The 15,306-nt window shown below is 68.4% G+C and carries 11 protein-coding genes; 3 read left to right on the forward strand and 8 right to left on the reverse strand.

What is annotated here, in order from left to right:
• Together KEG38_RS04320 and KEG38_RS04325 are read right to left on the reverse strand one after the other, a co-directional pair.
• On the reverse strand, positions 1-434 hold a 434-nt coding region (locus KEG38_RS04320), incomplete at its 3' end, for a protein kinase (RefSeq protein WP_272417726.1).
• A gap of 391 nt (positions 435-825) precedes the next feature.
• Entirely contained in the window at positions 826-1,947 is a 1,122-nt protein-coding gene (locus KEG38_RS04325) for a lysine-2,3-aminomutase-like protein (RefSeq protein WP_272458200.1), read from the reverse strand.
• 137 nt (positions 1,948-2,084) lie between these two features.
• Here KEG38_RS04325 and KEG38_RS04330 point away from each other — a divergent pair, with 137 nt between their 5' ends.
• Positions 2,085-4,868, forward strand: coding sequence for a tetratricopeptide repeat protein (locus tag KEG38_RS04330; protein WP_272417728.1), 2,784 nt, complete (start codon positions 2,085-2,087; stop codon positions 4,866-4,868).
• Positions 4,869-4,953: 85 nt separating this feature from the next.
• Here the strand turns inward: KEG38_RS04330 and KEG38_RS04335 are convergent, their stop codons facing one another.
• The 4 genes from KEG38_RS04335 to KEG38_RS04350 all read right to left on the reverse strand — a co-directional run bounded on the left by KEG38_RS04335 (position 4,954) and on the right by KEG38_RS04350 (position 9,639).
• Positions 4,954-5,649 carry a hypothetical protein gene (locus KEG38_RS04335; protein ID WP_272417729.1) on the reverse strand — a complete coding sequence of 232 codons (696 nt, stop codon included), beginning with the start codon at positions 5,647-5,649 and terminating at the stop codon, positions 4,954-4,956.
• Between the two features lie 75 nt (positions 5,650-5,724).
• Complete coding sequence (locus KEG38_RS04340; protein WP_272417730.1) at positions 5,725-6,693, reverse strand: tetratricopeptide repeat protein; 969 nt, start codon at positions 6,691-6,693, stop codon at positions 5,725-5,727.
• 27 nt (positions 6,694-6,720) lie between these two features.
• Positions 6,721-8,277, reverse strand: a complete 1,557-nt coding sequence (locus KEG38_RS04345) for a serine/threonine protein kinase (protein WP_272417731.1) — start codon at positions 8,275-8,277, stop codon at positions 6,721-6,723.
• Positions 8,278-8,712: 435 nt separating this feature from the next.
• Positions 8,713-9,639: a hypothetical protein gene (locus KEG38_RS04350; protein WP_272417732.1), complete on the reverse strand. Its 927-nt coding sequence runs from the start codon at positions 9,637-9,639 to the stop codon at positions 8,713-8,715.
• Positions 9,640-9,735: 96 nt separating this feature from the next.
• Here KEG38_RS04350 and KEG38_RS04355 point away from each other — a divergent pair, with 96 nt between their 5' ends.
• Positions 9,736-11,490, forward strand: coding sequence for a M1 family aminopeptidase (locus KEG38_RS04355; protein WP_272417733.1), 1,755 nt, complete (start codon positions 9,736-9,738; stop codon positions 11,488-11,490).
• A 229-nt stretch (positions 11,491-11,719) separates the two neighbouring features.
• Complete coding sequence (locus tag KEG38_RS04360; protein ID WP_272417734.1) at positions 11,720-12,181, forward strand: hypothetical protein; 462 nt, start codon at positions 11,720-11,722, stop codon at positions 12,179-12,181.
• 4 nt (positions 12,182-12,185) lie between these two features.
• On the opposite strand, the gene KEG38_RS04365 is transcribed toward KEG38_RS04360, so the two are convergent.
• Together KEG38_RS04365 and KEG38_RS04370 are read right to left on the reverse strand one after the other, a co-directional pair.
• Positions 12,186-13,046 (reverse strand): sugar ABC transporter permease, encoded by an 861-nt coding sequence (locus KEG38_RS04365; protein WP_272417735.1) that lies wholly within the window; start codon positions 13,044-13,046, stop codon positions 12,186-12,188.
• The gene (locus KEG38_RS04370; RefSeq protein WP_272417736.1) at positions 13,043-15,304 is read right to left on the reverse strand and encodes an extracellular solute-binding protein; all 2,262 of its coding nucleotides are present in this window, start codon (positions 15,302-15,304) and stop codon (positions 13,043-13,045) included. The genes KEG38_RS04365 and KEG38_RS04370 overlap by 4 nt, the downstream gene beginning before the upstream one ends.
• Positions 15,305-15,306: the final 2 nt, after the last annotated feature.

Raw genomic sequence — 15,306 nt, forward strand, 5'->3', positions numbered from 1 at the left:
ACCGCGCCGCGCGCGCCGACGAGCACGTTCTGCGGGCGCAGATCGCGGTGGACGAGCCCGGCCGCGTGCACCACGGCGAGCCCTTCGGCGAGCGCAGCCGCGAGATCGAGCGCTTCGCCGACCGGCATCCTGCGTGACGGGCGCGCGGCGAGGATCCGCGCGAGATCGCGACCCGGGAAGTCCTCGAGGACGACGATCAAGGAGCCGGCGAGCGCCTCGACGCCGCACAGCGCGACGAGGCGGGGCGAGGCGAGGCGCGCGATGCGCTCGTACTGGTGCTTGAAGCGCGCGACCTCGGCGCCAGTCGCTCTTTCCGCGCGCAGGATTTTCAGCAAGACCGGGACGCCGTCGCCCTCGCGGCACGCGCGGTACAGGGAAAAATCGGCGGTTTCCTCGATCTTCTCGCGGAGCGCGTAGCCTCTCCCGACGATCATCGAAGACCTTGCTCGCTCGCCCGTCAAGGCGACGCACTACGACCAGCTATTTTTATATCCCAAAGGGGGTGACTTGGCACCGGCGGAGTTTGGCCCACGCAGAGCTCGTGCGACTCTTGGGTGTGCAGGCGCGTGAGGTCGTCATGAAACTCCGAACGCCGCCCTGGAGTCCAGACGCTCGGCGCACCCCTTGGCGGCCAGGGGTCTCATGGGAGGGGCGCTATGGGCAGCGTGGACGTGGTGCGTCCGAGCTGCGGACAGGAGAGGCGTCGAACCATCCCTCGGCTCTCGGTTCGGCCCGGGAGGTGCTGGCATGCGTCCAGGTCACCCACGCCATGCATTACATCGATACGGTCTGCGCCTGGAAACGCCCCGCCTGACCTGCCCCCCTTCAATCCCCCGTCTTCCCGTTCCCCGGCGGATATTCATGCCTCCGCCCCCACGGATCTTCCACCGTCCGCCGCCCGTCTTCCCCTTCCGCCCCGAGATACCCCGGCCCGATCGGCACCTTCCCGTAACCGCCCGGGATATCGAGCACGTACGTCGGCTGCGCGATCCCCGACAAGCTCTGCCTGAGCTCGCGCAGGATCGTTTGCCCCTCCGCGATGCTCGTCCGGAAATGACCCGTCCCCACCGCCAGATCCCCGTGGTGCAGGTAATACGGTTTGACCCGTAAAACCACGAGCTCACGGAACAGCTCCTTCAAGGTCTCGGCGTCCGCGTTCACCCCGCGCAGGAGCACCGTCTGCGACAGCATCGGGATCCCCGCGTCCACGATCCGCGTGCACGCCTCGCGCGCCTTCGGACCGAGCTCGCGGGGATGGTTGGTGTGCAAAACGACGTACGTCGTCAGGCCCGGCACGCGCAGCGCCTCGATCATCGCCGCGTCGATGCGCCCGGGCTCCATCACCGGCACGCGCGTGTGCACGCGCAGGATCCGCACGTGCTCGATCGCGGCGAGCGCGGAGGTGATCTCGGCGAGCTTGCGGGGCGGCAGGATCAGCGGATCGCCCCCGCTCAGGATCACCTCCCACACCTCCTCGTGCGCGCGCACGTACGCGAGCGCCGCCGCGAGCTCCTCGCGCGACAGCACCTCGCTGCCCGGACCGACCTTCTCGCGCCGGAAGCAGAAACGGCAGTACGCGGGACAGACGTGGACCGGCTTCAAGAGCAGCCTGTCCGGGTAGCGGTGCGTGATCCCCTTGACCGGCGTGTGCGGATCGTCGCCGATCGGATCCACGCGTTCTTCCGGCAGGATCCGGAGCTCGCGTTTGCTCGGTACGAACTGCTTCGCGATCGGGTCGTTCGGATCACCCGGCGTGACGAGGTCCACGAGGTCGGGCGTGATGGCCACGCTGAAGCGCTCTGCGACACGCTCGAGCGCCTCCATCTCGCCGCGATCCACGAGACCCTTCTCGACCAGCTCGCTGACGCGTCGCGACGTCCGGCGCGCGTCTTCGTGCGCGCCCTCGCGCTCTTGCGCGCGTTCCACTTCGCATGCCCTCGCACCCACGGCGCCGCTCCTCCTAGACTCCTTTCGGTCCAAAAGCCAGCGACGTCGAGCGCCCGCCTGCTCGCCAGCGTACGCTCGCCCTGGAAAGGGGCCGGCGCGCGTCGTAAGAAAGAACCTGCCTTTCCGGCTCGACGAACATGCGCACGAACCGCTCCTTTCTCGCTGCCCTCTTCGCTGCCACCTTGCTCGCTCCGGCTGGATCCTTCGCGGACGACACGTCCGGCAAGGCCGTCGGGCGCGCCGCGATCCTCGCGCAGAAGGGCGACTACGCCGCCGCGCAGAAGGAGCTCGACGCCGTCAAGTCCGGGCCCGAGCGCGGCCCGGCCCTCGTCGAGAAAGCGCGGCTCGAACTCCTCCAGGGCCGCTACGCCGACGCCGTGAAGACGGCGAAGAGCGCCGCGGCGCTCGGCAAGGACACGAAGATCCAGGCCGCGCCCATCATCGCCGAGGCGCTCGCGTCGCAAGGGAAGGTGAACGAGGCGATCGACGCCGTGAAGGACGTCGCGGACGAGGACACGGCGCACAGGGCGCGGCTCGTCCTCGGCGAGCTCTTGATCCGCAGCGGAAAACGCGGCGCGGCGAGCGTGCCGCTGCGCAGGCTCGTCGAGGCGTACAACGACGACACGATCAACGATCGTGACGCCGAAGGCCTCTCGCTCGTCGGTCGCGCGGCGCATCTCCTGCGCTCGGCGCACGACGCGAACCAGGCGTATGGCGAGGCCGAGAAGGCGGGCGCGAAGACGCGCGTCGAGACGCTCCTCTGGCGCGCCGAGCTCTTCCTCGACAAGTACAACCCCGGCGAGGCGGGCGAGTCCGTCAAGGCCGCGCAGAAGATCGCGCCCAAGGATCCGCGCGTCCACGTCGCGATGGCGCGCGTCAAGCTCGAGAACGCCATGGACTTCGAGGCGGCCGAGAGCGAGATCAAGCAGGCGCTCGAGGTGAATCCGAACCTCACCTCGGCGTACGTGATCCGCGCCGGCCTCGCGCTGCGCACGATGGACATCGCGGCGGCGGACGCGGCGGTCAAGCGTGGCCTCGAGGTCGACGCGACGAACCTGGAGCTGCTCGCGATGAAGGCGGCGACGCGCTTCCTCGCCGACGATCTCGCGGGTTACGAGGCCACGAAGAAGCAGGTCCTCTCGCTGAACCCCGAGTACTCCGCGTTCTTCCAGATCGTCGCGGAGTACGCCGAGTGGGAGCATCGCTACGAGGACATCGTCCGCATGATGGACGAGGCCACGCAGGTCGACGCGCAGGACATGAAGGCCTTCGCGACGCTCGGCTTGAACAAGATCCGCCTCGGCGACGATGACGGCGGCCTCGATGCGCTCCGCAAATCGTGGAAGAAGGATCGGTTCAACGTCCGCGCCTACAACACGCTGAACCTGTTCGAGAAGACGATCCCCGGGGAGTACGTCGCGACGAACGGCACGCGCTTCCGCATTCGGTATCACAAGGAGGAGAAGCCCGTCCTCGAGCGCTACGTCCCGCGCATGCTCGACGAGGCGTGGGATTCGATGGTGAAGCGTTATGGCTTCACGCCGAAGATGCCCGTCTCGATCGAGCTCTACGCCGACTCGGAGCACTTCAGCATTCGCACGAGCGGCCTGCCGAACGTCGGCATCCAGGGCGTTTGCTTCGGCCAGTCCCTCGCGGCGCTCTCGCCTGGCGCGGGCCCGTTCAACTGGGGCAACGTGCTCTGGCACGAGCTCGGGCACGTCTTCGCGATCCAGTATTCGAAGAGCCACGTTCCGCGCTGGTTCACCGAGGGCCTCAGCGAATACGAGACCATCATTCGCCGCCCCGAATGGCAACGCGAGGAGGACCCGGCGCTCTTCGCCGCGCTGAAGGGCGGGCGCATCCCGCCGCTCGACGGCTTCAACCGCGCCTTCACCCACGTCGACTCCGTGGAGGACGTGACGATGGCCTATTTCGCGGCGAGCCAGCTCGTCGTGTTCATGGCCGACAAATACGGATTCGACAAAGTCGCGGCCATGCTGCCGCGCTGGGGCAAAGGCGAGCGCACGCCGGACGTCATCAAGGGCGCGCTCGGCGTCTCGCACGACGAGGTCGATCGGCAGTTCCGCGAATGGCTGAAGAAGCGGCTCGCGCGTTACGAAAAGCAATACGTGCCCGACCTGCACGCGCCTCCGCTCGACGAGGCGCGCAAGGCGCTGCGTACCGATCCGAAAAACCCGAAGAAGCTCGTGGAGCTCGCGCTCGCGCTTTTTTCGGACGGGCAGAAGCCGGAGGCGCTCGCGGTGCTCGACGAGGCGCTCGCGCTCGATCCGAAGCAACCCGACGCGAACTTCGTGCGCCTGCGCCTCGCGATGGGCGAAAAGAAGCTCGACGACGCGGCGCGGATCCTCGACAAGATGGTGGCGAACGGCCACGACGGCTACGTCCTGCGCATGAAGGCCGCCGACCTCGCCGAGATGCGCAAGGACAAGACGCGCATGAAGGCCTGCTTCGAGGCCGCGTTCAAGTTCGACCCCTCGCAGGCCGAGCCGCTCCAGGGTCTCTACGACCTCGCGAAGGAGCAAAAGGACATCGCCGGGCAGCTCGACGCCTTGCGGCGGCTATCGCTGCTCGATCAGCACGATCGGCGCGTGTGGGTGAAGCTTCTGGAGCTGCTCGTCGAGCGCGGCCTCTGGGAAGAGGCGGTCAAGGTGGGCGAAAGCGCGATCTACGTCGACGTCTCGAACACCAAGGTCCACCGCCTCTACGCCAAGGCCCTCGCGCGCTCGGGCCGGCAGGTCTCGGCGATCTTCGAGCTGAACAGCGCGATCCTCACGAAACCCGAGCCCGCCGAGATGACCCAGATCTACGAGGACCTCGCCAAGGGCTACGACAAGCTCGGCAAAGCCGATTACGCCAAACAAGCCCGCGACCTCGCGAAGCTCGTCGCGCCGAAGGGCTGAGCGCCTCTTTCCCTCGTCTCCCCTCTCCCGCAAGGGAGAGGGGCCGGGGGTGAGGGAGTTGTTCGGGGGTGAGGGAATCGTCCCGTTACGCGCGTTTTTCCTTCGCGTCGGCGCGCTTCTGCGAGAGCTCATCGAAGCCGCCGAAGATCCGCTCGTCGAGATCACGCGGCATGTGCGGGTGCTCGACCAGCTCGTCGCGCAACGCGGCGCGGAAACGGCCGAGCAGGCCGATCGTGGTCACGCGCAGCGCCGTCTGCTGGCGGAAATACTCGAACCCCGTCGCTTGCCCGCGCCCCGCGAGGAGCTGCGCGAGTTTGTCGCCGTGATCCACGAACGCGCTCGCCCAGTCGTAGAGCGTCTTTCCGTCGGGCGTCGGCGCGGCGCGCAGATCGGCTTCGAGCTCCGCGAGCTTCGGCCGGTTCTGCTTCGCCGCCGCCGCCTCCTCCGCATAGCTGTCGCTGAGCACGCCGAGGTCACGGATGAACGCCTCGCGAATGCGACGCGCCGCCGCGCGCCGCTCCTCGGGCACGAACGGATGGGAGAGGACGGCCTCGGTGTAATGCCAGATCGCCGTGCCGAGTCCGTCGTGATGCGCGTCGGCCTCGGTCAGATCGCCGACGGGCCTGCCCCCCGCGTCCTCGAGGTTCTCGATCGCCTTGCGCTTCGCGGCCAGGATCGGGCCATACAGCTTGCCCGTCTGCGTGGCCTTCAGCGCCTCGTCGCGGTGATGGAACAGGTCCAAGAGGCCCGCGCGCAGGTCGGACAGGGTCAGGTTTCGCATGACAAATCCCTCCGTGATCCTTCGTTCCCGACGGAGGGTAGCAGCCGGGCTTGGCGCGGGGGAAGAACGAGCGGCTCAGAATCGTCCGAGGAGGGAAACGCCGCCGCCGAGGGGACCGACGGTGGGCACGACGGCCATGGCCGCGCCGCTGTCGCGCTTGGCCTGTGGTGTGACGAGCCAAAGGACGCCCGCAGCCACGACGCTCGCGCCGCCGAGCCCGAGGCCGATCGCGGACGTGGAGCGCGTCGTCCCAGACAAACCTCCCGTCGCCAGGGACACCCCGGCGATGCCCGCGCCCACGAGGAAGGCGCTGGCGCCGCCGACACCGAGCACGAGCGCGGCCGTGGTGCGCACGCTCGGGGCCGGGGTCGCTGCGCTCGCGTGCGTCACGGGAATCGTGGCTTCGGCGTGAGGCACGGGCGGTGCTTCGTGCTCGCCGCGCAGCGTAGGCACGCTGAGCTCGACGGGGACGGACGTATCGCGCACGGGCACGACACGACGATAGGGCTTTCGCCCGGGCGCCATGGCTTCGAGCACGTGCTCGCCGAGCTCGACCGGGAGCGGATCGCCGGTCCAGGCCGCCCGATCGAGCGGCCTGCCGTCGATCGTGACCTCGAGATCGGGCGTCTCCGCGACCTCCTTCGGCACCCAGACGACGAGCCGCGCGAGCATCGCCGACAGCGCCTCGCTGCGCAGGCGCGCCCGGCTCTCCCGATCGGTCATGCCGGCGCGCTTCGCCTCGATCGCGACCTCGGTATAGAGCCGATACGCGGTTTCGCGGTGGTTGGTCTTTTCATAACATTCCGCGAGCCTGTACCGTGTGCCCATGGCCGGATCGAGCTCGAGGCTCTGTTCGAGCATGGGACAGGCCTCGACGTCGCGTCCCTCGGCCGAGAGCTCCATCGCGCGGGTGAAGAGCACCTCCGCGCGCTCGACCGGACCGAGCCCGTGCGTGGACGTGGGCTCCTCGGCGCGCGCGGCCGTCATCGTGCAGAAAAGGGCGATCGCTGTGAACAGCGCGGCTCCTGTGTGTTTTCCGGACATGTCGAAGCTCCTTCCTCGATCGCCGCGTCAATGGCGCCCCGTGAAGGGGTCGTAAGGGCGGTGCCCGGTCTGCCCGGGTTTGGTAGGGCTTGCCGCCGTGGGCGTCGATCCCGGCGTTTTTCGCGAGGGCTTGCGGTCCGCGTCGGCGGACGCCGAAGCGGTCGGCGCAGGCTCGATATCGATATCCATTTCGTTCGCCGCGGGCGTCACCGTGGACGCGGGCGCGGGTGGCTGCGCCGCGGGCACGGGGAGCGATTCCCGCGTGGTCGTGAAAGGCACGTGCACGCCGAGGGCCCTCGTCTCCTGGGTTCGTTGCGGCGCTGCCCGGAAGGCGGGCCATTGCACGCCGATCGCCGCGACCCCCGCGCCTGCGAGCGCCGAGAGCGCGGTCAAGCCCGCGACGAGCACGAGGCGCACTGGCCGTGAAGCGGGTTTGTCGTGCGAGCCCTCCCAGGGCCCCATGCTCCGATCGTCTTTCTCGATCACCTCGGCAGCGGGCTCCTGCTCCCCGAGCAGGGCGAGGTGGGGACGGCTCGGCATGCGCACGGACCCCGAGGGCGGCGTGGACGTCCGCGCCGGCGTCGGCGTCGGGGGCGACGATTCGAGGGTTTCTCGCGGCGTGACCAGCCGGAGCCGGCCGGGCGGAATGCTGCTGCGGCGCGCGAGGGTTCCAAGACGGGTCGCTTCCCCGTCCTCCTCCAGCGTCGCGTCCCACGGCCCGAACGGCCGGAGCGCGTTGAGCAGCTCGGTGGCCGAGGCATACCGGCGCGAGGTATGTTTGTCCAGGCAACGCATCACGACGTTATCGAGGCCGCGCGGAACGTCGGGCCGGATCGCGGAGGGCAGCTTGACGGGTTTGGCGAGGACGGCCGCGAAGATCTCGGGCACCGTGGCCGCCTGGAACGGAGCGCGCCCCGTGAGCAATTTGTAGAGAATGGCGCCGAGGGCCCAGACGTCGGCCCGTGCGCAAACCTTGCTCGCCGAGCGCATTTGCTCCGGCGCCATGTAAAGTGGAGAGCCCATGAGGTCGCGCGCGCCGGTCATCTCCGGATCGTCCACCTCGGGCCTCGTGTGCTTGGAGATCCCGAAATCGAGAACCTTGATGCAGGGCGATCCGTCCGAGCGGCGCGTGAGGAAGAGGTTTCCGGGCTTCAAATCGCGGTGGACGATCCCGGCGGCATGGGCCTCGGCGAGCGCATGGCAGGCTTGCGCGACGTACAGGACGGCCTCTTCGATGGGGAAGGCGCCGCGGCGCTTTTGCATCGCGGCGAGGTCCTGTCCTTCGAGCATCTCCATCACGATGTAGGGCGCGCCGGAATCGAGGCGGCCGACGTCGTACACCTCGGCGACGTGCTCGCTGCGGAGGCGAACGACGGCGCGCGCCTCGCGCAGGAAACGCTCGACGCATTGCTCGCTCGACGCCTCGGGACGCATGAGCTTCACGGCCCGGACCTCGCGCAGGTCGAGGTGCGTGGCGGCGACGACGACGCCCATTCCGCCCATCCCGAGCACCTTCTCCACGCGATACTTGCCGGCGAGGACGTCCCCCACCGAAACGATGTTCGATGCCTCCTGCTTCGACATGGTGCCTTCCGATCAAATGAAGAAAGGTAGGTATGGCCCCCACGCCCCCGAGGGCGCGCAGCGGCGAGCGCACGAAAGCCCTGCGTCCGCCGCTGAATCAGCGTCACGGACGTTTCGTTGTGGCATGGCCCCGCCGGTCGGGCCGTAATGTGTCCCACCCCTGGAGCTTTGCAAGTCTCTGCAAAACCGGGCGACCCGAGATCGCGGCGAAAAACCACGAAATCATGCCAAGGATTTTTTTCGTGGTCGGCAGCCTTCTACCCGGGTCGTCCGGGCAGCAGCGCATGTCCGCGTCATGCGGAGGCTTTTCCCCGATGCAGGGCGTTCCTGAAGGAAATACGCGATCAGGACGAGATCGCGGTGTCGTGGGGCGGAAGGAGGGAATGCGGGGGAAAACGCGGTGCGCCGCGACGGACGCGCGGGCGCCCGGAACGATTACTTCCGCGGGAGCGACACGCGCACGACCTCACCGCCGCTCGTCCCGACCCAAACCCAGGCCGAGCCTTTGTTCGTGATGAGCATCGTGGTCGGCTCCCCGCGCGCGCCGAGCGAGAGGGAATGCGTCGGGGTCATCGGCCCGCCGCCCGCGGCGTCGAGCGTCTGGCCGTCGAAGAGCGCCGCGCGTCCGTCGGCGAAGCCCACGACGAGGCTCGTCTCGCTCACCGCCGCGCACGTGATCGGCACGCCAATGTCGACCAGCTTCGCCGCGAGCCGTCCGCCGCGCTGGGTCACGATGCACGCGGCGCTATCGCCCTTCTTGTAAAGCACGTGCAGGGCCGTGCCGCTGCTCAGGCGGTCGAACTTTTTCGCCTCGGCGGGAAGGCCCACGCGTCCGTTCGCGCCGGGCTCCGGCGTCGGGCCGGGGTGCATGCGCAGCTCGAGCCCGCCGGGGACCTCCACGACGACCGTCGTGTCGACGGCGCCGAGGTCGGCGACTTTCACAGTTCCGCGCAGCACGAAGGGCCGCGCCTCGACCTCGTTGCCCGACACCGAAAGCTGGATGGCGTTGCCGTCCCAGGTGAGCGCGAGCGCGTGTTCGCCCGAGGGGCGACCGCGGAGCGAGCGCACGTCGCTGGCGACGCGCTCGGTCTTGGCGCGGTGGTGGATGTCGAGCACCGCCCAGACCTCGTTTTCGCTGCGCACGAGGGCCACGTCGCGCGACAGCATCGCGACTTCGTCGCCCTGGCCGAGCGAGAGGTTCACCGTCTTGTTCGTGCCGCTGCCGATCGGCACGACGGCGAGGCGCGCGGGCGCGGCGGAGACCATGGCCACGAGGCCCGGATTGTCGATCGCGGCCGCGCCGCGGACGTCCGCGTCGAGGGACTCGACACGACGGGGAGCAGAGAGGCTTTTGTAAGGCATCGCGAGGAGCGTAATGGATCCCGTGCCCGGTGCGGAAGCACCTTTCGCCGCCCGCGCGCATCTTCTCGGGTGGGCATTTTCCTGTACGATGCCCCCATGCGCTTCCCCTCAAGCTCCTGTCTCGATTCGCCCCGAAAGCTCTTTGCCGGCCTCACGGCGCTCGCCTTGCTCGTCACCGGTTGCAGTGACGACCCTGCCGCCAACTGCGGCGTCGCCGGGTGTGGCGAGGGGGGGGCCGGCGGCGGCGGCGGCGCGGGCGGCGCCGGAGGAGGCGGCGGCACGGGGCTCACCGGAGACATCACGGCGAACGTCGTCCGATACGACTACACGTTCGATCTCGTCACGGCCGAGGCGCAGTCGTTGCTCGCGCTCGACGTCGCGGCGCCGGGCGGGGATTGTTACAGCGTATCGTGCGAGGCTTCCTCGCTCACGGACGTCACGTGGAACGAAGGTCCCGCGGCATCCGCCGAATTTGCGAGCAACGTGCTCAAAGCGTGTGGCGCGGGCATGCCCGCGGGCCCGACGGTCACGGTCGGGGCAACCACGACGGTTTCGAAGGATACGTGGTGGGGCCTCGACGTCGGGTTCTCGCGCAAGAAGGACCTCGCGGGTGGCGAATTTTCGTATCTGCTCTCGTGGGTCGGCGGCTGCGACAGGTTCGGTCCTTGCGACGATGATCCCGCGCGCATGAGCGATTTCCATTTCGAGGTCACGCACCCCGCGGGCACCGTCGTGCTTTGCCCGGGGACGCTCACGGCGGGCGAGACGAAGACGACGTGCGACGTCACGAATGCGCCGACCTATTCCGCGTTCGCGATCGCCGCCGATCCGCTCTGGGAGCGCGCGCCCTATGGCACGTTCGCGGACGTCGAGCTCGTGTTTTACGAGGTCCCGCTCGGCACCCTCGCCGCGTCGCTCGACAAGCCGAGCGTCGGCGCGTTCATGGACTGGATCACCGCGCTGCTCGGGCCGTTCCCGTATGGCAAGGAGCTGCGCATCGCGGGCGGGCCGACGGCGTGGCTTGGCTTCGAGCACCCGGGCAACATCGTCTTGCAGGAGCAGCTCGACAAACTCCAGACCGATTACGCCGACGCCCCGATGCACGTGCTCATGCACGAGATCGTCCACCAATGGGCCGGCGACCACACGACGCTCGCGTCCGCGACCGATTTCGTCTGGAAGGAAGCGACGGCGGAGTATCTCGCTTACGTCTTCGAGGAGCTGGCGCGTCCCGAGGGCGAGGCGGCGGCGACGCGCGCCTACTGGGATGGCATCTCGCCGTTCTCCACCCATTGGCCCCGCCCCATGGACGAGCCCGCGCCCGAGGTGCAGGACTTTTACGGGGACGTGTATGGCCCCGGGCCGATGGTGCTTTACCTCCAGCTCGAACCGCTCATCGGCAAGAATGCGGTGCTCGCGGGCATCGCGGACTTCCTCTCGAAATCGGGGGGGCGCAGCGTGGCGGAGCTCAAGGACGCGCTCGAAGCTGCGTCCGGGCAGGACCTCGACGTTTATTTCGACGCGTGGGTCTTCGGCAAAGGCGCGCCGGTCTGGCCCACGTTCGACGTCTCGGCGACGCAGCTCGACGGCCTGGCCACGATCACGGTCACACAGCAAAACCCCGCCGGAAAACTCTTCCCCTGCGTCGTCGAGGTCGAGGTGAAGGGCGCGACGGAGACGGCGCGCGTCAACGTCGATTTCGGCCTCGCTCCCCAGAACGCCACGGCCACGATGCAGGTCCCGTTCTCCGAGGCGGTCGTCACCGTCACGCTCGATCCGGATCACCGCCTCCTCGGCACGAAGGCGGGCGTGCAGCCGATCACGATCGCGCGGCCGGTCTGGATTTTCTGACTCTCCGCGTTCGACGCCATTTTCGCGAGCGCGCCCGCAAGCCCTGACGACGACGACCGCCGGGCATCCGTTGGCATCATCCTGGCAATCGCTCCGGGACGAGGGGTCCGGTTGCCTGGGGCGCGCGCAAAACGCGCTCCCCCGGCAGGGCCGCTGGAGGGATATGGTCAGGTCCAAAGGTACGGGACTCGGTCGACTCGCTGCATTCGCGCTTCTTCCGCTTTCCGGCGTGGCACTCGCGGATACGGTCTCGCTCCTGGCGCAGCGAGGCGGGCCCGACGGAGGGTCCGAGGTTCCACCACCCCCAGACGGACCACGTGTTTCGTCGGACTGGTCCTACGACGAGCTTTTCACGTTTGCCCTCGATAACGGCTGCTGGTACAGCGCCAGCATTCGCGGCACGGTGCGCCCGATCGTCGCGGGCCGCGACGCGGGGCAAAAGGTCGAGCCCGACCTCGCGGTGACGGCCGTGCTCTCCTGCCAGGGCGCTCCGACGGTCAAGGTTGCCGAGCGCGTCGGCGGCACGGGTCCGATCACGCGGGCGCAGGTGGAAAACCTGCTCGAACGACGCGCGAGCATTCTGACCGACGAGGCCGGGAAGAAATGTTCGTACGTGCCGGAAATCGATCTCGTGGGCGAGGGGCTCGTGGGGGCGGGCGTCACCTACCTTTGCCCGCTGTCGAGACCGTAAAAGACTACCCCTTCACGCCACCTGCCGTGAGACCTGCGACGAGATGGCGCTGGGCCACGTAAAAGAGCGCCATCACCGGGAGCGACACGACGAGCGCGCCCGCGGCGAATTTTTCCCATTGCGCGTCGTACTCGCCGATGAACCGCTGCAGCATCACGGGCAGCGTGAACATCTCCTCCTTGTCGAGCAGCGTCGCGGCAAGGATGAACTCGTTGTAGGCGCCCATGAACGCGAAGAGCGCGGTCACGGCAATCGCAGGGCGCGCGGCCGGCAAGACCACGCGGACGAACGCGGAGAAACGCGTGGCGCCGTCGACCATCGCGGCCTCTTCCAGGTCGACCGGGATCGCCTCGAACGCCGCGCGGAGCTGGAAGATCGAAAAAGGCACGCTCGTCGAGGCATAACAGACGACGAGGCCCGTCCGCGAGTTCAAAAGGCCCAGGTAATTGAGGATCATGTAGAGCGGGATCGCGCTCGCCACGGCCGGGAACATCTGCGTGGCGAGCAGCGCCCGCACGCCGGACTCCTTGCCGGCGAAGCGGAACCGCGCGAGGGCGTACGCCGTCGGAATGGCGATGAGCACGCCGACGAGCGTCGTCGCGAGCGAGACGACGAGCGAATTCGCGAGCTGGCGGCCGAAGAGCCAGGTCTCGACGCCATCGACCTTGCGCGTGGCGCCCACGACGGCCGAGAGGTGCGCGAGCGTCGGCGCCTCCGGAACGGGAATCACGCGGGGCGAAGGCGTTTGCGTGCCCGAGAACGCGAGCGCGACGACCCAGAGGACGGGATAGAGCGCGAACGCCACCGCAATCACGAGGACGACGTGACACGCAGCCGATTCGAGAAACGGAGGCTTCTTGTTCACGCCGCACCTCCCGCCGCCTTCGCGATCGCCGCCGCCGAGGCCTCCTTTTCGCGCGCCTCGCGCCGCTCCGCGAGCCAATCCGAGAGCCGGGTCCGACCGAAGAGCAGGAGGAAGATCAGCACGGCGTACGCCGCGGCGTACCCGTATTGCGCATTGCGGGTGAAGGCCCAGCGATAGGCCTCGGTGACGAGGATCTCGGTCGTCCCGTCGGGCTCGCCGCCCGAGACGAGGAAGACGACGTTGAACATGTTGAACGTCCAGACCGCGCCCATCGTCACGGCAGGCAGGAGGCTCGGCCGGATCATCGGGAGCGTGACGAGCCAGAGCCTTTGCCAGCGGCTCGCGCCGTCGACCTTCGCCGCTTCGAGCACGTCGTCCGGCACCGCGGTGAGCGCGCCGATCGTCACCACCATCATGAAGGGAAAGCCGAGCCAGACGTTCGTCGCCACGTTCGCCGCGAAGGCCGTGGAGAAACGAGCGAACCACGAAATGGGCTCGAGGCTCGTGCCGAAGGTTTCGTTGAGGGCCTGGATGAGCCCCGTGACCGCCCCGAACTGGCGGTGGAACATGCCCTTCCACGCGAGCGCGGTCACGTAGCTCGGCACGGCCCAGGGGATGATCAGGAGCACGCGGTAGAGCGCGCGCAGCCGCAGCATCGGCCGGGAGAGCAGGAGCGCGAGCGCGACGCCGATCGCGACGTGGAAAAACACGTTGATCACGGTCCAGAGGACGGTGACGAGCAGGACCACGTAAAACGATCCCGTCGAGAGGAGCGGGCTGCCGCGCGCCGTGAGGATCTGGACGAAATTGTGGAGCCCGACGTAATTGTTCCAGCCGACCTCTTTCAGATTCTGGATCGAGCCGCCGAGCAGCGACGTGAGCGCGCCGAGCACGAGCGGCAAGACCACGAGGACGCCGACTGCAATCATGGCATGCGCGACGTACGCGTACGCGGGCAGCGAGCGCTTCACATCTTTTCGGAATTCCGGATCCTTCGCGCGCCGGACGAGCGTCAACGCGCCGAGCAGGAGCAGCGCGCCGAACACGACGAGCCCGGGCGTGCGCGAGGCGGGCGGCGGCGCCGGGCGGCGCACGTCGTCGAATCGACGCTTGGCCTCGGAGAGCGCGGCGGCGGGGAGCGCGTCGCGGCGGAGGACCTTGCGAATGGCCCGGTCCGCAGGCTCCCACACGGAGTTCATCGCGAGCGAGGAGGGCATCGCAATCGAGGACCTGGCTTGCTCGGCGAATGCGGCGAGGAACGCGTCCTCCGGCGGCAAGGGGACGTCGATGCGCGCGGGCAAGGTGCGCGCTCGTTCGAGGCGGATCTTCGTGGCCTCGGGGCTCGCGAGCAGCCGCGCGAGCGCGCGGACCTCGGGGCGCGTCGCGCCTTTCGGCGTGAGCATGACGGCCTCGACGCCGAGATAAGGCTGGATGGGTTTTCCCGCCGCGCGGATGAGCGGCAGCGGCGCCACGCGGTAATGGAGCGAGGTCGCTTCCGCCAGGCTCGTCGCGAGCCACGGGCCGTCGATCGCAAACGCAGCCTTGCCAGAGCGGAAGAGGTTCGTGACGACCGAGACGTCGGTATCCTCGGCGACGACCTTTTTCGCGCGCAGGTCGAGGACGAAATCGAGCGATTTTTCCGCCGCGGGCCCCGCGAACCCGAACTGATCGTCGGGCGTCAGCATGAGCCCGCCGAACGCGTGGACGAACCCGGCGTGGTAATACGTCGACTGCGAGTAGTAGGCGAGGGGAACGACCCCGGCCGGGAGATTTTTGGCGAGTGCCTCGATCGATTCGAGGTCGGCCGGGATTTCCTTGACGAGGTCCGTGTTCACGTAAAGAGCGATGCTCTTCTGCGTGATCGGAACGCCATACGGCTCGCCGTGGAGCGAGACGGCGGCGAGCGTGGGGCCGGCGAACGCGTTTCGGTCGAGCGCGTCGCCCACGGGCGCGACGACCTTGCGGCCGTCGTAATCACCGAGCTTGTCGTGCGCGTCGACGAAGAGGTCCGGCCCCTCGCCGAACTGGACGGCGGCGGAGACCTTGGATTTGAAGGCGTCCGAGGGGAGCGCGAGCAATTCGACGCGCTCGCCCTGAAAGCGGGCGACGATCTCTTCGAGCGCCTTTTGCTCGTCGCCGCGTTGCGCGTGCCAGAGCCGGATCGGCTCGGCCCGGGCCGCGGGCGCGAAAAAGACGACCACGAACAGCAGTGCGAAGGCCCAGAACCCGCGGAACGGTCGCCGCTCGGTCGATTTCACGC

This window comes from Polyangium jinanense (genome assembly GCF_028435265.1).
GTDB classification, from domain to species: domain Bacteria; phylum Myxococcota_A; class Polyangia; order Polyangiales; family Polyangiaceae; genus Polyangium; species Polyangium jinanense.

Bases quoted from the DNA above. Each gene is read 5' to 3' on its own strand.
- KEG38_RS04330 (WP_272417728.1), top strand. From the start codon at position 2,085: ATGCGCACGAACCGCTCCTTTCTCGCTGCCCTCTTCGCTGCCACCTTG.
- KEG38_RS04335 (WP_272417729.1), bottom strand. From the start codon at position 5,649: ATGCGAAACCTGACCCTGTCCGACCTGCGCGCGGGCCTCTTGGACCTG.
- KEG38_RS04340 (WP_272417730.1), bottom strand. From the start codon at position 6,693: ATGTCCGGAAAACACACAGGAGCCGCGCTGTTCACAGCGATCGCCCTT.
- KEG38_RS04345 (WP_272417731.1), bottom strand. From the start codon at position 8,277: ATGTCGAAGCAGGAGGCATCGAACATCGTTTCGGTGGGGGACGTCCTC.
- KEG38_RS04350 (WP_272417732.1), bottom strand. From the start codon at position 9,639: ATGCCTTACAAAAGCCTCTCTGCTCCCCGTCGTGTCGAGTCCCTCGAC.
- KEG38_RS04355 (WP_272417733.1), top strand. From the start codon at position 9,736: ATGCGCTTCCCCTCAAGCTCCTGTCTCGATTCGCCCCGAAAGCTCTTT.